At 44.4% G+C, this 19,311-nt stretch carries 22 protein-coding genes, 5 tRNA genes and 1 riboswitch; of the genes, 21 read left to right on the plus strand and 6 right to left on the minus strand.

What is annotated here, in order from left to right; all coding sequences use genetic code 11:
* Positions 1 to 101: 101 nt before the first annotated feature.
* Together GSF04_RS06980 and speD are read left to right on the plus strand one after the other, a co-directional pair.
* On the plus strand, positions 102 to 515 hold the full coding sequence (locus GSF04_RS06980; protein WP_010607074.1) for an OsmC family protein: 414 nt from the start codon (positions 102 to 104) through the stop codon (positions 513 to 515).
* An 85-nt stretch (positions 516 to 600) separates the two neighbouring features.
* A complete protein-coding gene (speD, locus tag GSF04_RS06985; RefSeq protein ID WP_211859116.1) occupies positions 601 to 1,410 on the plus strand; it encodes an adenosylmethionine decarboxylase in 810 nt (269 codons plus the stop codon).
* Between the two features lie 131 nt (positions 1,411 to 1,541).
* On the opposite strand, the gene GSF04_RS06990 is transcribed toward speD, so the two are convergent.
* From GSF04_RS06990 to GSF04_RS07000, 3 genes are all read right to left on the minus strand, one after another.
* The gene (locus GSF04_RS06990; protein ID WP_211859117.1) at positions 1,542 to 2,198 is read right to left on the minus strand and encodes a hypothetical protein; all 657 of its coding nucleotides are present in this window, start codon (positions 2,196 to 2,198) and stop codon (positions 1,542 to 1,544) included.
* An 87-nt stretch (positions 2,199 to 2,285) separates the two neighbouring features.
* A complete protein-coding gene (locus tag GSF04_RS06995) occupies positions 2,286 to 2,453 on the minus strand; it encodes a hypothetical protein (RefSeq protein ID WP_211859118.1) in 168 nt (55 codons plus the stop codon).
* 157 nt (positions 2,454 to 2,610) lie between these two features.
* Complete coding sequence (locus GSF04_RS07000) at positions 2,611 to 2,961, minus strand: helix-turn-helix transcriptional regulator (protein WP_130164944.1); 351 nt, start codon at positions 2,959 to 2,961, stop codon at positions 2,611 to 2,613.
* Between the two features lie 346 nt (positions 2,962 to 3,307).
* Between GSF04_RS07000 and GSF04_RS07005 the strand changes: the two genes are divergently transcribed.
* Complete coding sequence (locus GSF04_RS07005; protein ID WP_010607079.1) at positions 3,308 to 3,541, plus strand: hypothetical protein; 234 nt, start codon at positions 3,308 to 3,310, stop codon at positions 3,539 to 3,541.
* Between the two features lie 126 nt (positions 3,542 to 3,667).
* Here the strand turns inward: GSF04_RS07005 and GSF04_RS07010 are convergent, their stop codons facing one another.
* Positions 3,668 to 5,746, minus strand: coding sequence for a TonB-dependent receptor (locus tag GSF04_RS07010; protein ID WP_211859119.1), 2,079 nt, complete (start codon positions 5,744 to 5,746; stop codon positions 3,668 to 3,670).
* Between the two features lie 111 nt (positions 5,747 to 5,857).
* Here GSF04_RS07010 and GSF04_RS07015 point away from each other — a divergent pair, with 111 nt between their 5' ends.
* From GSF04_RS07015 to GSF04_RS07050, 8 genes are all read left to right on the plus strand, one after another.
* Positions 5,858 to 6,265 (plus strand): acyl-CoA thioesterase, encoded by a 408-nt coding sequence (locus GSF04_RS07015; RefSeq protein ID WP_211859120.1) that lies wholly within the window; start codon positions 5,858 to 5,860, stop codon positions 6,263 to 6,265.
* A gap of 104 nt (positions 6,266 to 6,369) precedes the next feature.
* Entirely contained in the window at positions 6,370 to 6,789 is a 420-nt protein-coding gene (locus GSF04_RS07020) for an META domain-containing protein (protein ID WP_211859121.1), read from the plus strand.
* 68 nt (positions 6,790 to 6,857) lie between these two features.
* Positions 6,858 to 6,987: riboswitch (TPP riboswitch) on the plus strand.
* A gap of 118 nt (positions 6,988 to 7,105) precedes the next feature.
* Positions 7,106 to 9,058: a phosphomethylpyrimidine synthase ThiC gene (thiC, locus tag GSF04_RS07025; RefSeq protein ID WP_211859122.1), complete on the plus strand. Its 1,953-nt coding sequence runs from the start codon at positions 7,106 to 7,108 to the stop codon at positions 9,056 to 9,058.
* A gap of 58 nt (positions 9,059 to 9,116) precedes the next feature.
* Complete coding sequence (locus tag GSF04_RS07030) at positions 9,117 to 10,130, plus strand: FAD-dependent oxidoreductase (protein ID WP_211859123.1); 1,014 nt, start codon at positions 9,117 to 9,119, stop codon at positions 10,128 to 10,130.
* Positions 10,127 to 10,324 (plus strand): sulfur carrier protein ThiS, encoded by a 198-nt coding sequence (gene thiS / locus GSF04_RS07035; protein WP_010368823.1) that lies wholly within the window; start codon positions 10,127 to 10,129, stop codon positions 10,322 to 10,324. Before GSF04_RS07030 ends, thiS begins: the two co-directional genes overlap by 4 nt.
* A gap of 2 nt (positions 10,325 to 10,326) precedes the next feature.
* Positions 10,327 to 11,124: a thiazole synthase gene (locus GSF04_RS07040; protein WP_039494063.1), complete on the plus strand. Its 798-nt coding sequence runs from the start codon at positions 10,327 to 10,329 to the stop codon at positions 11,122 to 11,124.
* A gap of 34 nt (positions 11,125 to 11,158) precedes the next feature.
* A complete protein-coding gene (gene thiE / locus GSF04_RS07045) occupies positions 11,159 to 12,682 on the plus strand; it encodes a thiamine phosphate synthase (RefSeq protein ID WP_211859124.1) in 1,524 nt (507 codons plus the stop codon).
* Positions 12,675 to 13,424, plus strand: a complete 750-nt coding sequence (locus GSF04_RS07050) for a HesA/MoeB/ThiF family protein (protein ID WP_211859125.1) — start codon at positions 12,675 to 12,677, stop codon at positions 13,422 to 13,424. Before thiE ends, GSF04_RS07050 begins: the two co-directional genes overlap by 8 nt.
* A 23-nt stretch (positions 13,425 to 13,447) precedes the next feature.
* On the opposite strand, the gene asd is transcribed toward GSF04_RS07050, so the two are convergent.
* Together asd and rsgA are read right to left on the minus strand one after the other, a co-directional pair.
* Positions 13,448 to 14,314 carry an archaetidylserine decarboxylase gene (gene asd, locus GSF04_RS07055; protein WP_045965938.1) on the minus strand — a complete coding sequence of 289 codons (867 nt, stop codon included), beginning with the start codon at positions 14,312 to 14,314 and terminating at the stop codon, positions 13,448 to 13,450.
* A 99-nt stretch (positions 14,315 to 14,413) separates the two neighbouring features.
* Entirely contained in the window at positions 14,414 to 15,466 is a 1,053-nt protein-coding gene (gene rsgA, locus GSF04_RS07060; RefSeq protein ID WP_010368812.1) for a small ribosomal subunit biogenesis GTPase RsgA, read from the minus strand.
* 161 nt (positions 15,467 to 15,627) lie between these two features.
* Between rsgA and orn the strand changes: the two genes are divergently transcribed.
* From orn to rplI, 10 genes are all read left to right on the plus strand, one after another.
* Positions 15,628 to 16,173: an oligoribonuclease gene (gene orn / locus GSF04_RS07065; protein ID WP_010607090.1), complete on the plus strand. Its 546-nt coding sequence runs from the start codon at positions 15,628 to 15,630 to the stop codon at positions 16,171 to 16,173.
* Between the two features lie 323 nt (positions 16,174 to 16,496).
* A tRNA-Gly gene (locus tag GSF04_RS07070) sits at positions 16,497 to 16,572 on the plus strand.
* Positions 16,573 to 16,765: 193 nt separating this feature from the next.
* Positions 16,766 to 16,841: transfer RNA gene (locus GSF04_RS07075), tRNA-Gly, on the plus strand.
* Positions 16,842 to 16,957: 116 nt separating this feature from the next.
* Positions 16,958 to 17,033 (plus strand) — tRNA-Gly (locus GSF04_RS07080).
* A gap of 193 nt (positions 17,034 to 17,226) precedes the next feature.
* Positions 17,227 to 17,302, plus strand: a tRNA-Gly gene (locus tag GSF04_RS07085).
* Between the two features lie 115 nt (positions 17,303 to 17,417).
* Positions 17,418 to 17,493 (plus strand) — tRNA-Gly (locus GSF04_RS07090).
* A 206-nt stretch (positions 17,494 to 17,699) separates the two neighbouring features.
* Positions 17,700 to 18,041, plus strand: a complete 342-nt coding sequence (gene rpsF, locus GSF04_RS07095; protein ID WP_010368810.1) for a 30S ribosomal protein S6 — start codon at positions 17,700 to 17,702, stop codon at positions 18,039 to 18,041.
* Positions 18,042 to 18,079: 38 nt separating this feature from the next.
* Positions 18,080 to 18,409: a primosomal replication protein N gene (priB, locus tag GSF04_RS07100; protein ID WP_010368809.1), complete on the plus strand. Its 330-nt coding sequence runs from the start codon at positions 18,080 to 18,082 to the stop codon at positions 18,407 to 18,409.
* Between the two features lie 11 nt (positions 18,410 to 18,420).
* A complete protein-coding gene (rpsR, locus tag GSF04_RS07105; RefSeq protein WP_002962753.1) occupies positions 18,421 to 18,648 on the plus strand; it encodes a 30S ribosomal protein S18 in 228 nt (75 codons plus the stop codon).
* A gap of 35 nt (positions 18,649 to 18,683) precedes the next feature.
* Positions 18,684 to 19,136, plus strand: coding sequence for a 50S ribosomal protein L9 (gene rplI / locus GSF04_RS07110; protein WP_010368808.1), 453 nt, complete (start codon positions 18,684 to 18,686; stop codon positions 19,134 to 19,136).
* The last annotated feature ends 175 nt before the right edge of the window (positions 19,137 to 19,311 follow it).

Below are 19,311 nucleotides of genomic sequence, written 5' to 3' on the forward strand. Positions count from 1 at the left end.
TGGCACAATCACTATCGACAGTGTAGAAAACACACTTAGAGGCAATTCTAGGTTTAAGATACACCGCCATTTGGCGGTGTTATGCTTTATAGAGGATAACTATGTTAGCTAGCGTAAAATGGGTTGAAGGAGATACCTTTATCGGTCGCTCTGCGTCGGGACATAATGTGGTATTTGATGCCGGTTCTGATAGTGCTGCGCCAAGTCCAATGGAGATGGTATTAATGTCAGCGGGATGTTGTTCGTCAGTCGATGTAGTCAGCATTCTACAAAAAGCGCGTCAGGATGTTACCGACGTGGAAGTAAAATTAACCGCAGAGCGCGCAGAAAGCGCACCTAGGGTTTTTACCAAGATCAATTTACACTTCGTGGTGAAAGGGCGTAATGTCTCTGAAAAACACCTAGAAAGAGCCGTAAGTTTATCCGCTGAAAAGTATTGCTCAGTGGCATTAATGCTTGAAAAAGCAGTAGAAATTACGCATAGCCATGAGGTGGTTGAAATTGACGAAAAATAACGCTTTTTCATAGCGCTATTTTCGTATAAAATCCGCGAACTTTTGTTTCTGCAGCGCAGATTTTTTGTATTAAGGTGGGTCTATCGTGAACAAGCCCTTTGATAAAATTAAACTCCATGGCTTTAACAACTTAACTAAGAGTTTAAGCTTTAGCATTTACGATATTTGCTACGCCAAGACCGAGCAGCAACGTAAAGAATATCTAGAATACATTGATGAGCAGTATAGTGCTGATCGTTTGACGGATATTCTAAAAGACGTAACGGATATCATCGGTGCAAACGTACTGAATATCGCACGTCAAGATTATGAACCACAAGGGGCGAGTGTGACGATATTAGTATCAGAAGAGCCTGTTGATCAACAGACTTTTGATAGTAATGAAGCACCAGGTCCACTTCCTGAGTCAGTGGTAGCACACTTAGATAAGAGTCACATCTGTGTTCATACTTATCCTGAAGCGCACCCTGATGATGGCATTTGTACTTTTAGAGCGGATATCGAAGTTTCAACGTGTGGTATTATTTCGCCACTTAAAGCGCTTAACTTCTTAATTCACTCTTTAGAGTCAGATGTGGTGACGATTGACTATCGTGTTCGTGGATTTACTCGTGACGTTAATGGTGTTAAACACTATATCGACCACGCAATTCACTCGATCCAGAATTACATGACGGAAGATACTAAAGACGCATACCACATGGTAGACGTAAACGTGTATCAAGAGAACCTATTCCATACGAAGATGATGCTTAAGGAAACAGACCTAAATGCATATCTATTTGGAATTAGTACTGATGATTTAGATTCAGACGAAGAGGAAGAAATTCGTCTTAAGCTGAATCGTGAAATTCAGGAAGTGTTCTACGGTCGCAATTTACCAGAAACTGAATAATCAGCGGTAAATTGAGGAATTAAAAAAGGCGCGCAAGCGCCTTTTTTAATGTCTGAAATTTCTTGTTAAGTCATCATATAAGCGCATAGAGCACGACTGTACCCGCTTATAAGGTGACGGTTATATAAGTGCTAAGATTCGCTTTCTGATTCCTCATCAGGCGTATCAGGGCGCTGTCGTTCGACAAAAATAGTGGCCAGCAGGGTGGTAATCACACAAGCCAAGAGAATCGACTTCAAGTACTCATAACTTTTATAGACCCAACCCCAGCTCCAAAAGGGTTTCGAAGCTTCTTCTGAAACACCAAAGAAGAGATCCATATTGCGGATCAGGTTTTCACCAAAGGCTGCTAAATCAACAATAATAAAAGCGAAGAAAATACCGTAAAGAATGGGGTCTGCATGGGTCATGTAAACAGATTGCCAGTTCTCTGGGTTTGTTTTTCGTATATACTTAAGGGATAAGCGCATACGATACTTTAGCAATATCATGGTTATTAAATCTAAAATAAAGTGAGTGCCAAAGATAAGGGCATTATTTAGATATGGAGGGAGCTCATTAGGATTGTATTTAAGCAAGTAAAGGATCGCCAAGTATTCAACCAATACCATGAATAACAAAATAAAGGTGATGTGCTTAATATTCTCAAGGTTCTTACCAACAATGCTGATGACAAAAATACTGATTAACCAAACACTGTTAATATATAGTTCAAAGCGTATGTAGGCTGCTGAAAGCAAAATAGCTGTCACTACTCCAAATAATAAAAAAATCCATGATAACTTCATTGCTTTTCCTGATACCTCCAGCGTTTAGTCTGCGCACTCTAGAGTCGGCAGCATGACTCTCAGCTGCCGATGAGTATATTTGCTCGTCTAGTTGTAAGGCAGCTCTGTACAAACTGTAGCTTGTTGTTCTGTTTCTACTTTAGGGTCTTTATCTTTATTTGGACCGCTGCCACCAGAAACCATTTTTGTTTCTTTGAGGTGGAGCTGATAAATATCTGAAAGTTTACTAGTGGTCTTTTTTAGCAAAAAGCGCATAATGACGTCCTTTCTAAGTTAAGTTTTGCGGTGTTTAGTTTCCACTCTACTTTACTCCTTAACAACAAAGTTGAAAACACTATGTTGCAAATAGGCCTTATTCGTAATTTTATTGTTTTCCATCTAGCTGAAGAATTATGAAAGTGCGCGTCTTTCATTAGCCGTTATCCTCGTTGCTTGATTTGTTATTTCGCGGTGTTGGCGACTTACGCCATAATTTGGCGTCGTCAATTTTGTCTCTTAAGGCAAGGATTTGTTCTCTAAGTGGGTTGAGGTTGATGCCGCAGGTGTCGCACCATATTTCAAAATATTCGTAGGGAAATTTGCTTACGCCTTTTTCGTAGTTTTCGTAAGTGCCACGCTCCACACCGACCAAGTTAGCCATTTCTTGCGTGGTTTTGCCAGCGACTTTGCGCATTCGGCGCAGGTCGTCTCCTGTAAAGCGCTTATCAAATTTCCCCACCAACTCAATCCTTTTTGCCTGTCGCACTCGCGTCACAAACAGCATCAGTCCCTATATTGTCTGATGTACGCTATTTGTTTGTCTCTATTATTCGCTTAACCAAGTTGCATTTTTGTATCTAAACCGTAAACGCGAGTCTATCGTAGAAAATTTCTTTTTCAAGATTAGTCCGTCTAAAAATGAACATTTTGTTGCATTTAATGGATCTTCGCTCGATTTTTTAGGCGAAGCCTGAGATGAGTAACTCATTATTTAACTGAGGTGTTGCGATGATGATTTTGGCGTTTTTAATTAATTTACAAATAAATTCAAAAAAATTTTCTTCGCGCAGATTTTTGCTCGAAGCTTTTGTTACTTTAGTGTGAAATAAAGTGACATGTTGGAGAGCAATATGGATTATCTACGCCAATATCATGACTTAACGATTTATTACGATGCCCTCAAGAAGGCGGCAAGGCAGGGTGACGAGGTGCCAGACACCACAACTAAATGGTTAGCACTGGTGGAAACAACTTTGTTTGAACTGCAAGAGCTTGCCCATATGGAAAAGGCTTACATGCAGAAGTCAAAAACGATGAATAATCTGGTTGAGTTGGTGTATTCCAGTGCCCCAAGCATGGAATAACTATAAAGGTAATTGCTTTTTGAGTTTTTGCGGTGAGGGGGAACGTTTTACTCTAATTTTACGTTTCCCCTTTTTTTCTTTTTGTGCGTGTTTATCGCCTTATGTGTAGGCGATAAACGGGTCGTACTACAGTTCGTAAGTAAAACTTAAACCATAAACGCGTGGCTCGCCGTATTGTACATAGGTATTGTCTTGCCAACCGTCTAGTGGATTATTACCAAACCTAAAGCCACGTACTACAATGTCTTCGTCTGCAAGGTTTCTACCCCAAGCCGTTAATGACCAGTTGTCGCCATAGTAACTAAGGCTTGCGTTGATCAGGTTATGATTGCGCGCTTGCTCGTTGTGACTATCCGAGAGGTAATAGTTGTCTTTGCCTTCCACACCCAATTCAACCACTAGGTTATCCATTAACTCGTAATTGACGGCAAGCGAGTATTGGTAATTTGGCGCTTGTGCTTGGTCGCGACCATCAAGGTTTAGGCCACTGGCAGCCACAAAGTCTTCAATCTCGGTCTCTAAATAGCCTGCGCTGTAGCTAAAACCAAGGCGGTCCGTGTATTGTAGGTTGCCTTCAACTTCTAGGCCGTAGTTACTGCCTTTACTGGCGTTGTCGATGTAGCCTGCAAATTGCTGGTTAGAAACTTGCCATTGTTTTAACTGGATATCATCGCGTTGCATATAAAACGCGGTAACCCGCACAAGGTGACGCTTGTCTTCAGACTCACCTTTTACACCAAACTCAGCGTTCCAAACATACTCAGGGTCAAAGTAATGGTGTTCGGCCGGAATGTTTAAACCTTCATCTTTGGCTTTTGCCAGTGCTTCGCCGTTTACACCGCCGACTTTGTAACCGCGAGTAAGGCTGGTGTAGATCATAGTGCGCGGTACAACTTGATATTCAAGCGCGACTTTTCCGCCCCACATTACATCATCGGTTTCGATACTAAAGCCGTTACTATCTATATAGTCAGCGTCATATTGCTCCGCGCGAAGACCACCGATTAGGCGAGTTTTGTCTGAAAGGTGATGCACGTATTGACCAAAAATCGCCTTACTTTCTACGGTGTATGCTGACGTAAATGGGTTCTCAAGCCAAGTGTAATGACGGGTTAAATCAACATCGTTACGCTTTGCGAAAACACCTACCACCCAGTCATTTTGTTTATCTTTGATTAAAAACTCTATGTTGCCATTTTCATGGTTACGCTCGTAGGCATCGGTTGAGCTATATCCTTCAGGGTGTAATCCTGCTGCGCATAGCGCTGGTTGAGCTGCGTCATGACATACCCAATCTTCGTCGTAGCTATATAAAGTATCAGCATCTAGCCCAGATACTTTAAATTCGACATTGAATAAGTCTGAGCGAGTATAAACTCCACGTAGTGAAAACGCATCGGAGCTGAGGTTGTCTTGGCCCGGGTCATCAGCAACACTGTTACGTGAATTATCCAGGGTGAAACCGTCGTACCCGTTTTCAGTATCAATATGGTGATAAGCAAACTCTAGTGCGAGATTATCGCTCACTTGAGAGTTAAGTTTCACTCTTGCTACTTGCTCGTCTTGTTGCTGAGTGGGTTTGTTTAGGTAGAGGTTATCTACGTAACCGTCAGACTCTCGTTGATAGAGGCTGACGCGCACAGCGGTGTCGTCGCTTAACCCAGTGCCAGCCGCAAGGCCTGCTTCGTAGCTACCATAATTACCTGCGCCTAACTTCACTTTTAATGAGGGCGCTGTGGTAGCGGCTTGGGTATTTACTTCAACGATTCCTGCTAAAGCATCAGAACCGAATTTAGTGCCTTGAGGGCCGCGATACACCACCACTGACTCAGTATCAAAAAGCAGCGCACTTGCGCCTAATCCTGAGTAATTAATACCGTCAATTAATAAGCCAACGCTGGGATAAATAGGATCAACAAACTGTGAACGTAAGCCGATACCACGGATTTGCATAAAGCGACCACGAGACGCACCTGCCGTAAAGTTAACGTTAGCGGTGGCACCTAGTATCTCATCTAAATATTGCGCACCACGCTTAGCGATAGAGAGTTCGTCAACCACCGAAGCGCTTGCACTTAATGTCTGGATAGTTTCATTCTGAAAATCGCCAGTGACGACAATGGTTTCTAGGTTATCGTCGGCAAGTACCTGATGAGAGAAAAATGGCAGCAGTGCCAAGGTGATCGTAGAGAGTTTTAACTTCATGCTTAATCTTTGTCCCATTTTTAATTGGGCACAGTTTAACAAAAGCCAGACCAGTTGACAGTGAAATTGTGTTATATGTTAGCCCGCAAATGTTAAACAAATAGGCCAGATATGAGTTTTAAAGTTGATTTTAAAGTCCGAGACTATGAGTGTGACTTACAGGGAATAGTTAATAACAGCGTGTATTTTAATTATTTAGAGCACGCAAGACATGAGTTTTTATTGGCGAATAACGTTGATTTTGCAGCGCTTGCAGAGCAAAAAGTGAACTTAGTCGTTATTCGTAGCGAAATGAATTACAAAGACTCGTTACGTCCAGGCGATGCGTTTTATGTTGAAGTCGCACTTGAGCGTGAAAGCAGAGTAAAGTTTGCATTTAAGCAAAAAGTGATAAGAGCGCATGACAATAAACTCATGCTTGATGCTGTGGTCACTGGAACTTCGGTGAATGAGCGCGGTAGACCGTTTTTACCAGACGCTATTACACATTTATTTGAAGAGCAGCAATTTGTGAAATAGTTGGTGTTAAAACATTCAGGAAAGACAATTTTACAGAATTTTACTGCTATTTTTGTGTCTTGAAACGTTATAATAAACTCAGGGCATAAAATAGATGGTTTACCATGAAATTCATCAGCATAATCGGCGCAATAATGGCGCTTAGTGGATGTATATCAACAGGGAAGGTAGACACGGAAGCGCTTAAGTATTCCGCTTGGCAGTTACAGAGTATTAATGGCCAAAATATTACGCAATTACAATCAGACGCTGGACTTGGTGAAAAGCCTATTGATATTCGTTTTATCGATGCACTGCAAGTCAATGGTTTTGCGGGTTGTAATCGCTTTTTTGGCGAAGGCGAAATTGTCGAAGGGCAGTTAAAAGTTAAAAACTTAGGCATGACGCGTAAGTACTGTGGTGAAGAAATCGCTCAGGTTGAATCGCAGCTTATTAACCAATTACAAATTGGTGTCTTGCTTGAAGTAAATGCTAATAACTTGACCTTAAAAGGAAAACCTCAGTTTAGTTTTATTAAACAATAAGCTGAAAATAAGAATTCCAGTGTCAGTGCTTGCGAGCTTTCGTGTTAGCAAGTAGACTGGCGCTAATTCGTTACTTGTCGGAGTGCCTTGAATTTTTGCAGCAAATTTGTTGCAGATAGTCGGGCTGAGATCGCATTTTGCGGGATCCGTGGACCTGATCAGGTTAATGCCTGCGTAGGGAACAAGACAGCAAACGCGCTGCGTTTGTCTGTAGCAATAGTGGTTTATTGCTATCCACCTTACCCGAGGACTATCCTCGTCTCTCTCCTTTTGGAGATCTGACAAGACACCTTTGTATGAAAATAAGAGGGACGTCATGTCAAACAATAGTAGCAAGCTAAGTCGTCGTGAAGCGCGAGCAGCCGCGGCAGAATTTATCCATAACCTTAAAGGCCAGCCTTTTCCAAACTCACATAAAGTTTATGTGGAGGGTGAACAAGCAGGCGTACGCGTTGGTATGCGTGAAATCACACTAAGTGATTCGTTTGTAGGTGGCACGGAAGAAAATCCGGTATTTGAATCAAACGATCCCATTCGTGTTTATGATACTTCAGGTCCATACACAGATCCTGAAGTGTCGGTTGACGTTCGTGCTGGTCTTCCTAAATTTAGAGAACTGTGGATAGTTGAGCGCGATGATACCGAAATGCTAGAGTCGGTGACGTCACAGTTTTCTCAGCAGCGTATGGCGGATGAAGGACTTGATCATATTCGCTTTGAACATTTACCTAAAATTCGCCGTGCTAAGGCGGGTAAAAATGTCACGCAAATGCACTACGCCCGCCAAGGCATAGTGACGCCTGAAATGGAATATGTGGCGATCCGTGAAAATATGGGACGCGCTAAGTTGCGTGAAGAATTGCTGGCGCAGCAACACAAAGGCCAATCGTTTGGCGCCAGTATTCCTGAGTTTATTACGCCTGAATTTGTGCGTGATGAAATCGCCCGTGGTCGTGCTGTACTACCAAACAATATTAATCACCCTGAGACTGAGCCGATGATTATCGGACGTAACTTCTTAGTCAAAGTTAACGCCAATATTGGTAACTCATCAGTGACTTCTTCTATCGAAGAAGAAGTAGAAAAAATGGTATGGTCGACCCGTTGGGGTGCAGATACCGTAATGGATCTGTCTACAGGGCGTTACATTCATGAAACCCGCGAGTGGGTGGTACGTAACTCTCCAGTGCCTATCGGTACGGTACCAATCTATCAGGCACTAGAAAAAGTGAATGGCGTTGCCGAAGATCTAACGTGGGAGATCTTCCGCGATACCTTGATTGAGCAAGCTGAGCAAGGCGTGGATTACTTTACTATCCACGCGGGAGTACTACTGCGTTACGTGCCGATGACGGCAAAACGCGTGACCGGTATAGTGTCTCGCGGTGGTTCAATTATGGCGAAGTGGTGTTTAGCGCATCACAAAGAAAACTTCCTCTACACGCACTTTGAAGACATCTGTGAAATCTTAAAGCAATACGATGTTTGTTTCTCGTTAGGTGATGGTTTGCGTCCGGGTTCTATTGCCGATGCCAATGACGAAGCGCAATTTAGCGAACTGCGTACCCTTGGTGAGTTAACTAAGCTTGCGTGGAAACACGATGTTCAGGTCTTTATTGAAGGCCCTGGACACGTGCCGATGCATATGATCAAAGAGAATATGGAAGAGCAGCTTAAACACTGTGATGAAGCTCCATTTTACACGCTTGGTCCACTCACAACTGATATCGCTCCGGGTTATGATCACTTCACTTCAGGGATTGGTGCGGCGCAAATTGCTTGGTATGGCTGTGCGATGCTGTGCTATGTGACACCAAAAGAACACTTAGGCTTACCGAATAAAGAAGATGTAAAAGAAGGCCTGATCACCTATAAAATCGCGGCGCATGCAGCGGATCTGGCGAAAGGCCATCCGGGTGCTCAAGTTCGTGACAATGCGCTGTCTAAAGCACGCTTTGAGTTCCGCTGGCACGATCAGTTTAATCTCGGTCTAGATCCGCAGCGTGCTCGTGAGTATCACGATGAGACCTTGCCGCAAGAATCGGGCAAAGTCGCTCACTTCTGCTCTATGTGTGGCCCTAAATTCTGCTCGATGAAGATCACTCAGGATGTGCGTGACTATGCAAAAGCGTTAGAAGCGCGAGGGATTGATCCTAATAATGTAGGCGAAGAGATCAGCATTAAAATGGTGGATGTTGAAGCCGAGATGAAAGCAAAGTCAGAAGAGTTTAAGCAATCAGGCTCTGAGCTTTACCACAAAGCCTTATAACTCATCCCATCATAGCCACCTTGATGCCCGTCGGGTGGCTAATTTTAGGAGTGTAGCTATGTCTACTCAAGCACGTGTTGCTATCTTGGGTTTTGGCTTAACTGGGCGCATCGCTGCATTGATGCTCGCTGAGCGCTATCAAATCAGCGTGTTTGAACAAGCAAAGCAAGGTATGGAGATCTCAGCAGGTAGTGTCGCGGCGGCCATGTTAGCGCCGTTGGCTGAGTCTGTGATATGCGATGAAGCGTTGGCGCTGCAAGGGCTGGAGTCCATGAAACTGTGGCCACAATTACTGGCGAAGCTGGAAAACCCGGTATTTTTTCAGCAGCAAGGCTCCCTTATTGTGGCACATGGTCAAGACCGTGGTGATTTAGTGAGTTTTCAGCAGCGCTTAAAACCGTTAAAAGCTCATAGCGCGGAAGTGGTAAATGGCGCTCGGATCGCGCAATTGGAACCAGAGCTTGGTGGTGTCTTTCACCAAGGCTTGTATTTACCTTGCGAAGGCCAGCTTGATAATCAGGCGTTTTATCAAAGTAGTGCGGCAACATTAACGAAGCAAGGTGTAGAGATTAACTACGGTGTCCATTGTGATGAAGGGCAAAAGGCGCAGCTTAGTCAAGCGTATGACTGGGTGATTGATTGTCGCGGTCTTGGTGCGAAAGCCTCGTGTAATGGGCTTCGTGGCGTACGTGGTGAAGTGGCGAGAATTTATGCCCCAGAAGTGACCTTGACTCGACCTGTGCGCTTGATGCACCCAAGATATCCCATTTACATTGCGCCAAAGCCAGACCATCAGTTTGTTATTGGTGCGACGGAAATTGAGTCGCAAGATAATGGTGAGATAACGGTACGTTCTACACTCGAATTACTCTCTGCTGCTTATTCAGTTCATCGTGGGTTTGCCGAAGCGCGAGTATTGTCTTTATTAGCAGGACTTAGACCTGCGTTTAAAGATAATCACCCCAAAATTGAACAACAAGGTAATGTGATCAGTATCAATGGCCTATATAGACACGGTTATCTGCTGGCACCGCTTATCGTGAAACAAGCACTATCTAAGGAGTTATTATGAAAGTCGAATTTAATGGCGAAACGATTAATATCAACCGCGAGCAAAATATTCAGGAATTTATTGAAGCCAGAGGTGCCAAGCCGCCTTTTGCCGTCGCGCTTAATGGTACTTTTGTTTCCCGCACGGAGTTGCCAAGCGTGACATTGAGCGACGGCGATAAGATTGAGCTTTTATCGCCAATTCAAGGGGGATAAATATGCAGTCTTTGACTGATACTAAGCTCACTATTTATGGTGAACAATTTACTAGCCGCATGTTAATTGGCTCAGCACTTTATCCTTCTCCAGAGGTAATGCAGGCGGCTATCGCCACCTCGGGTGCTGAAATTGTTACTGTGTCGCTGAGACGCCAGCAAACTAAGCAGGCGGGTGATGACTTTTGGACGCTTATCAAAGAGATGGGACTACGAGTCTTACCAAATACGGCAGGCTGTCACAGCGTAAAAGAAGCGGTGACCTTGGCGCAGATGTGCCGGGAAGTGTTTGCCACGGATTGGATTAAACTTGAACTCATTGGTGATGAATATAACTTACAGCCAGATCCAATCGCACTGCTCGAAGCCACCGAAATTTTGCTAAAAGACGGGTTTAAGGTATTGCCTTATTGCACTGATGATTTGGTGCTGTGTCAGCGTTTAGATGCACTTGGTTGTGAAGTTTTAATGCCTTGGGGCGCACCAATTGGTACGGGAAAAGGGCTGTTAAATCCATATAACCTGCAAACCATACGCACACGTTTGCCCCATCAAACCTTGATTGTCGATGCGGGACTCGGCTTGCCGTCTCATGCTTGCCAAGCTCTAGAGCTGGGTTATGATGCCGTACTATTAAATTCGGCAGTGGCAGGGGCGGGTTGTCCTATCACCATGGCAAAAGCGTTTGAAGCCAGCACGGTTGCAGGGCGCCTGTCTTATTTGGCAAAAGCAATGCCACAAAAAGAGGTGGCATCACCTTCTACGCCAACCTTAGGCATGCCTTTTTGGCACGCAAACTAACTTGAATTGCGGATAACTATATAAGGAGTTCTCTTTGTCACATATCGTTTGGAGTATTGCGGGTTCTGATTCTGGCGGCGGCGCTGGTATTCAAGCGGATATCAAAGCAACGCAGAGCTTTAATGTTCATTGTTGTACCGTAGTAACTGCGTTGACGGCGCAAAATAGTTTAGGAGTGGAAGCGTTAAACCCGGTTTCGACCACGGTTATCGAATCTCAGCTGACGGCGCTTTCGCAAGATATGCCTGCAACGGTGATAAAGATTGGCATGCTCGCCAATGTTCAGCAGATCCAACTGATTGCTGAACACCTCGAGCATTATAAAGCAACATGGGAAAAGCCGCCGCTTGTGGTTTATGATCCAGTAGCTATCGCGACCAGCGGGGATTCATTAACCGAAGAAGACACGGTGGATGCGTTAAAAACCCATTTATTACCGCTGGTGGATATCATTACACCCAATACACATGAAACTCAGCTGCTGACAGGCGTGTATTTGATAGGTCCTGATGCTGTCAAAGAGGCTGCTGCCAAATTGCGTGAATTCGGTGCAAAGTCGGTGATCATTAAAGGCGGTCATTGGGATTACCCAAAAGGCTACTGCATTGATTATGGCTTAGCGGATGATACCGAGTATTGGCTTGGCAATGAGAAAATTCAAACACCGCATAGCCATGGTACTGGGTGTAGTTTATCGTCAGTGATCGCGGCATGTATGGCCAAGGAGTACCCATTTAAAGATGCTTTTATTCTCGCTAAGGCATACATCAATGCAGGGCTAAAAGCGGCGATACGTTATGGTGAAGGCGTGGGCCCTGTTGCGCATACGAGTTTTCCTGTTGATCTCAATGATTACCCGCAAGTGATAGAAGCGGGCTCTTGGCTTGCTGATGAACTAGAGTTTGCATTACCTGAGGAGTTTAATTTTGCCGCAGGCTTTGCCAGCATTGACGACCCTATTGGCCTTTATGCCGTGGTGGACAGCGCTGATTGGGTGGAAAAATGTCTCGCATTAGGTGTCGATACGGTGCAGCTGAGAATTAAAGATCCAGAGCAAGCTAATCTTGAAGCTGAAATACAAACCGCCATTGCACTTGGACAAAAATACGATGCGAAGGTGTTTATTAACGACTACTGGCAGTTAGCGATTAAACACGGCGCTTATGGAATTCATTTAGGCCAAGAGGATATCGATAAAGCTAATCTTGTTGTCATCCAAGAGGCAGGGCTGCGCTTAGGTATTTCAACCCATGGTTTTTATGAAATGCTCCGGGCACATAACTATCGCCCAAGTTATTTGGCTTTTGGTGCTATCTACCCAACCACGACTAAAGACATGACCGGCCAAATCCAAGGGCTGGAAAAGCTGACACATTTTGTGCCTTTGATGCAAAGCAGCTATCCAACAGTCGCTATTGGTGGCATTGACCTTAGTCGCGTGCCAGAAGTGGCTGCAACTGGCGTATCTAGTATCGCGGTTGTAAGAGCCATCACTGAAGCCCAAGATCCACAACAGGCTGTACTTGAATTAAAGCAAGCTATGGCGCGGCATGACTGAACTCAATGACAAAGAGCGGCTAAGGTATAGTCGCCATTTGCTGTTAAAAGAGGTCGGTGAGCAAGGCCAACTTGCATTGAAAGAGGCGCATGTGGCTGTGGTTGGCTGCGGTGGGCTGGGAAGCCCTGCGTTGTTTTACTTAGCGGCGAGTGGCATTGGTAAGCTTACTTTTGTTGATGACGACGACGTGGAATTGTCTAACTTACAAAGACAAATTCTGTATAAGGTGAACCACCTTGGTCAGCAAAAAGCCAAAGCAGCAGGAAAGGTGCTGGCAAGTCTCAATAACGAGATCACACTAGTACCAATAAATGCGAGATTGACTGATAAGAACGTCGCCGAGTTGCTCCGTGATGCCGATATTGTCTTGGATTGCAGCGATAACTTTACTACCCGTTATTTGCTTAATAGGTATTGTCATCAAGCGAGCAAGGTGTTGATCGCTGGCGCTGCTATCGCTACACAAGGCCAACTCATGTGCTTTGATTTTAGGGCTGAGTCACCTTGTTATGCTTGCGTTTTCCCTGAAGGTTCGCAAACACCAGTGGAGAATTGTGACAACTTTGGCGTCATTAGTCCATTACTGGGGGTGATCGGTGCGCAGCAAGCTTTATTGACCATAAACGTGCTACTTGGACATCACCAAGGAAGCGTATTTTGTACGCTAGATGCTATGAGTTTGCAGCAAAAGCAGTATGGGCTCAGTAAAAACCCCGAGTGTGAATGTTGTGGCTTGAGATAGTTTCAAGCCACTAATACAGTAGTCTACTCTGCTATTTTTGCGAAAGGCGTACCCATGCGTGTGACGGTCTCTGGGTTTTGACCATCTAAGAACTCAGCCTTATTTGCCCCCCACGCTAAGATCACGGTAGAGCCAAGTTTAAAGCGACCCATCTCTTCGCCTTTTTTCAGCGTTATCGCGTTGTCACCTTCTGCTGGATATGTCCAAGTAAAGACATCTCTTCCAGCGGGTGGTGTCACTGTACCGGCCCAAATCGTCTCAATGCTAGCAACGATAGTTGCACCAACCAGTACCATGGAAAGCGGACCAATCTCAGTGTCAAAAATAGCAACAACTCGCTCGTTACGAGCAAATAAATTAGGCACATTTTGCGCAGTAAGTGGATTTACTGAGAACAAATCGCCCGGTACATAAATCATTTTACGAAGTGTGCCATCAACCGGCATGTGGATACGGTGATAATCCTTCGGTGCTAGATAAATCGTTGCAAACTTACCACCAACATAAGGCGCAACGTCTTCTTCTTTACCGCCTAGCAGCGTCTGTAAGCTGTAGTTGTGACCCTTAGCTTGGATAATCTGACCATCGACGACATCACCAAGTTGGCTGATTGCACCATCAACTGGGTGGGCAAGGATATCGCTATCTTCTGCCAAAGGACGGATCCCCGGCTTCAATGGACGGGTAAAAAACTCGTTAAAGGTTTTGTAGTGAGCTGGATCTTCGTGCAATGCCTCGCTCATGTCGATTTTATATTGTTTGATAAACAGCTTAATTAGCTTTGTGGTTAAGGCGCCAGCTTCTGCTGCGGCAAGCTTACCAACCAAACGAGAAACCGCATGTTTAGGTAATGCATATTGCATGGCAATTTTTAGTTTATCCAAATTCACTTTTAACAGTTCCTAATTATTAGTCTTGTCACTTTCGCTTTTTTTGTATTGCGAAGTGGCTATCGGGCTCAAGTCATTGAGCCAATTTAGCAAATATTATCAGACTCTAGGCGCGCGCGCACCTGCGCGGCCATCGGCCATAGATTCTAAAATACGATGGTAACTTTCAAAACGTAATTCGCTGATTTTACCTTCATCTACGGCTTCACGAAGTAAGCATCCCGGATCGTTCAGGTGTTTACAGTCTCTAAAGCGGCAGCCGCCAATAAACTCCCTAAATTCTTTAAAGCACCAAGTGACGCGTTCCACGTCTAAGTGCCATAGGCCGAACTCACGGATCCCAGGGCTGTCGATCAGGTTTCCACCGGACGGCAAGTGGTGTAAGCGCGATACTGTGGTTGTATGTTGCCCTAAGCCACTATTTTCGGAGACTTCTTTGGTGAGAATATCTGCATTGGGCAGTACGGTATTGACCAACGTTGATTTGCCAACCCCTGATTGACCAACAAAAATGTTATTTTTGTCCTCAAGCATGTGTTTTAGCTCGTCAATGCCTTCGCCTGATTTTGTACTGACTAACAGTACGCGATAACCAAGCTCACGATATATATCTAAGACTTCATCAATATATTCGAGGCTTTCTTGGTCAAGCAAATCAATTTTATTGAGTAATAAAATTGGCTCTATCCCCATATCCTCACAAGCGACTAAATAGCGATCGATGATTTGAGGGGTAAATTCGGGCACAACGGCCGACACCATCAATATTTGGTCAATATTCGCAGCGACAACTTTTACACCGTCATAAAAATCCGGACGAGTGAGTTGTGTGCGCCTTTCATGTACAGCCTCAATTACGCCGGCTAAGTCACCATCACTGACCTTGGCACGACGAAAAATGACTTCATCACCGCAAACTAAGCTTGTTACGGTACGACGGATATTGCAACGCAAAACCTCTTGGTCTGTGGTTTCTATATCCGCATGTTGGCCGAAGCGGCTGATCACCACTGCGGCTTCTGTTGGCCCTAAGTTGTCGTTTTGCCATGAAACATCAGATACTTCTGTCTCTTTCGCTTTATCGATTCGCTTCTGATGATTGGCTTTAATCCGACGGGATTGGCCCTTACTGAGTTTCTTTTTCTTTGCCATGTTTATAATCTGTTTAAGCTTAGACGTGCAGAGCGTTCAAATTTAGGCTATAAATCAATAAAACGCCGCGCATGGTAAAAAAAGCTTTAGGTCGAGTGTTTAAACTAATATGATATATCTAATTGCATTGGATCTAAAGGAAAGTACCGCTAAGGTAAAGTATGACTTTTCATGAATCAAACTTGATCTGGCTCGATCTAGAGATGACGGGGCTAGAACCGAAAACAGATAAAATCTTAGAAATCGCGACGGTGATCACAGACGGTGATCTCAATGTTTTAGCTGAAGGTCCAGTAGTGGCAATTCATCAAAGTGATGAGCTGTTGGACAATATGGATGAGTGGTGCACCAATCAACATGGTCGCTCAGGTCTGACTGCTCGCTGTAAAGCGAGTAAGTTCACGGAAGCAGATGCAGTTAAGCAAACACTAGATTTCCTTAAAGAGTGGGTGCCGCCAGGTGCTTCACCAATGTGTGGTAACTCTATTGGTCAAGACCGTAGATTCCTCAACAAATACATGCCAGAGCTAGAAGCTTATTTCCACTATCGCAATTTGGACGTCAGTACGATAAAAGAACTTGCGAGACGCTGGAAGCCTGAACTATTGGGTGAGATAAAGAAAAAAAGCTCTCACTTAGCACTGGATGATATCAAAGACTCCATCATGGAGCTGAAAGTTTACCAAGAAAAATTCTTCAAAGTTTAAAAAACACTTGCAAAGCAAATTTTATCTTGTAGAATCCTGCCCCGCTTGAGATGACAAGCCTTGCGGGGTTTCTTGAGCATTATTAAAGCAGTATAAGCTCAGCTGTTATAGGAAAAACGCGACCTAGCGTAGTTACCGACAACATAATGAGCTAACTATGTGATGCGGCACTAGCTCAGCTGCTAAAACGTTAGACGCGACCTCAAGGTTGCGCCCAGCGGAAAACTAAGAGCTATATCGGAATGCGGCACTAGCTCAGCTGCAGTAGGTAATAAACGCGACCTTGCGTAATTACCGACAATATAATGAGCTAACTATGGAATGCGGCACTAGCTCAGCTGGTAGAGCGCGACCTTGCCAAGGTCGAGGTCACGAGTTCGAACCTCGTGTGCCGCTCCAAACACTTGTTTTAGGTGTATAAACTAAAAAATGTGATGCAGCACTAGCTCAGCTGCTACAGGTAAAGACGCGACCTAGCGTAGTTACCGACAACATAATGAGCTAACTATGGAATGCGGCACTAGCTCAGCTGCTACAGGTAAAGACGCGACCTAGCGTAATTACCAACAATATAATGAGCTAACTATGGAATGCGGCACTAGCTCAGCTGGTAGAGCGCGACCTTGCCAAGGTCGAGGTCACGAGTTCGAACCTCGTGTGCCGCTCCAAACACTTACTTTAGGTGTATAAACTAAAAAATGTAATGCGGCACTAGCTCAGCTGCAGTAGGTAATCAACGCGACCTTGCGTAGTTACCGACAACATAATGGGCTAACTATGGAATGCGGCACTAGCTCAGCTGGTAGAGCGCGACCTTGCCAAGGTCGAGGTCACGAGTTCGAACCTCGTGTGCCGCTCCAAACACTTACTTTAGGTGTATAAACTAAAAAATGTGATGCGGCACTAGCTCAGCTGCTTCAGGTAAGGACGCGACCTAGCGTAGTTACCGACAAATCCAGAGCTAAATATGTGATGCGGCACTAGCTCAGCTGCAGTAGGTAATCAACGCGACCTTGCGTAATTACCGACAATATAATGAGCTAACTATGGAATGCGGCACTAGCTCAGCTGGTAGAGCGCGACCTTGCCAAGGTCGAGGTCACGAGTTCGAACCTCGTGTGCCGCTCCAAACACTTACTTTAGGTGTATAAACTAAAAAATGTGACGCAGCACTAGCTCAGCTGCTACAGGTAAGGACGCGACCTAGCGTAGTTACCGACAAATCCAGAGCTAAATATTGTGATGCGGCACTAGCTCAGCTGGTAGAGCGCGACCTTGCCAAGGTCGAGGTCACGAGTTCGAACCTCGTGTGCCGCTCCAACTCTCCTAAATATTCTTACTTTTCAATCACTCTAAAAAAACCTTGCAGATATAGTCTTATTCCACCAATTTTTCATAACAAACTGATTGCTTAATTTTAATGCTACGCGTAAAATACGCGCTCTTTCGGCCTTACTATTATCGTTCCTTGCCTTACCCCGACTGGCCGAAACGGGACAAGGCTATACTAACCGTAAGGAATATCCATGCGTCATTACGAAATCGTATTCATGGTTCACCCAGACCAAAGTGAGCAAGTACCTGGTATGATCGAGCGTTATACTGGTGCTATCACTGAAGCTGGCGGTACTATTCACCGTCTAGAAGACTGGGGTCGTCGTCAACTGGCTTACCCAATCGAAAAGCTTCACAAAGCACACTATGTTCTATTGAACGTTGAAGCACCAACTGAAGTAATCAACGAGCTTGAAACTTCTTTCCGCTACAACGATGCAGTGCTTCGTAACCTAGTTATGCGTACTAAAAACGCGGTAACTGAAGCGTCTCCTCTTGCAAAAGAAGAGAAAAAAGAAGCAGCTTCTGCTTAATCGTTGTTGATTTCGGATTTGACTAACCTTTCGAGGTAATGGTGAGTAATCAGGTTGACCTGTATACCAATCAATATCTGCTTTCGGGCGTGATTTGTAAAACACCTAAATTTAGTCAAAGCCCAGCTGGGATCCCACATTGCATATTTGTACTTGAGCACAAATCAATGCAATTAGAGGCTGACCTAACTCGAAATGCCTACGTGCGTATTCAAGTGGTTGCCAGTGGAGAACAGTTCCGAAACCAAACTGAGCATTTATACGTTGGGCAAGCATTACAAGTTCGCGGTTTTATAAATCGCCACGAGAGCCGAAATGGCTTGAGTCAGCTGGTATTGCACGCACAACATATTGAAAGAATTAATTGAGGAAATTACTCATGGCACGTTATTTCAGACGTCGTAAGTTCTGCCGTTTTAAAGCGGAAGGCGTACAACAAATTGATTACAAAGATCTGGCTACTCTTAGAAACTACGTAACAGAAAGTGGCAAAATCGTACCTAGCCGTATCACAGGTACTAGCGCTAAATACCAGCGTCAGCTAGCAACTGCTATCAAGCGTGCTCGCTACCTAGCCCTTCTTCCATACACTGACTTACACAAGTAAGCAGCTGATTACTAGTTTTTAAAAGGTGTAGAGACATGCAAGTTATTCTACTAGACAAAATTGCAAACCTAGGTAGCCTAGGTGATCAGGTTAATGTTAAATCTGGCTTCGCACGTAACTTCTTATTCCCTAAGGGTAAAGCAGTTCCTGCAACTAAATCTAACATTGAAACTTTCGAAGCACGTCGCGCTGAGCTTGAAGCGAAAATCGCTGAAGAGCTAGTTGCTGCACAGGCACGCGCTGAAAAACTAGAAGCACTAGCTGAAGTAACTCTAGTTTCTAAAGCGGGTGACGAAGGTAAGCTATTCGGTTCTATCGGTACTCGCGATATTGCTGATGCTATCTCTGCAGTAGGTGTTGAGGTATCTAAGTCAGAAGTTCGTCTACCTCTTGGTACTATCCGTGAGACTGGCGAGTTCGATGTAGCTATCCAAGTACACTCTGACGTTACAGCTACGATCAAAGTAATCGTAATTGCTGAAGCTTAATTTTTAATTGAGCTTAAATTAAAAAAGCCGTGTATTTTTGTGCACGGCTTTTTATTCACTTAATTTTCCTAAATGAGCCCGAATTTCGGACAGTAAAAACCTAGTTAACAGATATTCTTAATGCTATTGGTTTTGTTGGTATCCAACTCTTAGGTTGAATTGAGTAACCCCTCGA

Source organism: Pseudoalteromonas sp. A22 (genome assembly GCF_018141345.1).
Lineage (GTDB): Bacteria > Pseudomonadota > Gammaproteobacteria > Enterobacterales > Alteromonadaceae > Pseudoalteromonas > Pseudoalteromonas maricaloris.

Excerpts from the sequence above, each read along its gene's own strand:
- GSF04_RS06980 (WP_010607074.1), top strand. The coding sequence starts at position 102 with ATGTTAGCTAGCGTAAAATGGGTTGAAGGAGATACCTTTATCGGTCGC.
- GSF04_RS06990 (WP_211859117.1), bottom strand. The coding sequence starts at position 2,198 with ATGAAGTTATCATGGATTTTTTTATTATTTGGAGTAGTGACAGCTATT.
- GSF04_RS06995 (WP_211859118.1), bottom strand. The coding sequence starts at position 2,453 with ATGCGCTTTTTGCTAAAAAAGACCACTAGTAAACTTTCAGATATTTAT.
- GSF04_RS07000 (WP_130164944.1), bottom strand. The coding sequence starts at position 2,961 with ATGCTGTTTGTGACGCGAGTGCGACAGGCAAAAAGGATTGAGTTGGTG.
- GSF04_RS07005 (WP_010607079.1), top strand. The coding sequence starts at position 3,308 with ATGGATTATCTACGCCAATATCATGACTTAACGATTTATTACGATGCC.
- GSF04_RS07010 (WP_211859119.1), bottom strand. The coding sequence starts at position 5,746 with ATGAAGTTAAAACTCTCTACGATCACCTTGGCACTGCTGCCATTTTTC.
- GSF04_RS07015 (WP_211859120.1), top strand. The coding sequence starts at position 5,858 with ATGAGTTTTAAAGTTGATTTTAAAGTCCGAGACTATGAGTGTGACTTA.
- GSF04_RS07020 (WP_211859121.1), top strand. The coding sequence starts at position 6,370 with ATGAAATTCATCAGCATAATCGGCGCAATAATGGCGCTTAGTGGATGT.
- thiC (WP_211859122.1), top strand. The coding sequence starts at position 7,106 with ATGTCAAACAATAGTAGCAAGCTAAGTCGTCGTGAAGCGCGAGCAGCC.
- GSF04_RS07030 (WP_211859123.1), top strand. The coding sequence starts at position 9,117 with ATGTCTACTCAAGCACGTGTTGCTATCTTGGGTTTTGGCTTAACTGGG.
- thiS (WP_010368823.1), top strand. The coding sequence starts at position 10,127 with ATGAAAGTCGAATTTAATGGCGAAACGATTAATATCAACCGCGAGCAA.
- GSF04_RS07040 (WP_039494063.1), top strand. The coding sequence starts at position 10,327 with ATGCAGTCTTTGACTGATACTAAGCTCACTATTTATGGTGAACAATTT.
- GSF04_RS07050 (WP_211859125.1), top strand. The coding sequence starts at position 12,675 with ATGACTGAACTCAATGACAAAGAGCGGCTAAGGTATAGTCGCCATTTG.
- rsgA (WP_010368812.1), bottom strand. The coding sequence starts at position 15,466 with ATGGCAAAGAAAAAGAAACTCAGTAAGGGCCAATCCCGTCGGATTAAA.
- orn (WP_010607090.1), top strand. The coding sequence starts at position 15,628 with ATGACTTTTCATGAATCAAACTTGATCTGGCTCGATCTAGAGATGACG.
- rpsF (WP_010368810.1), top strand. The coding sequence starts at position 17,700 with ATGCGTCATTACGAAATCGTATTCATGGTTCACCCAGACCAAAGTGAG.
- priB (WP_010368809.1), top strand. The coding sequence starts at position 18,080 with ATGGTGAGTAATCAGGTTGACCTGTATACCAATCAATATCTGCTTTCG.
- rpsR (WP_002962753.1), top strand. The coding sequence starts at position 18,421 with ATGGCACGTTATTTCAGACGTCGTAAGTTCTGCCGTTTTAAAGCGGAA.
- rplI (WP_010368808.1), top strand. The coding sequence starts at position 18,684 with ATGCAAGTTATTCTACTAGACAAAATTGCAAACCTAGGTAGCCTAGGT.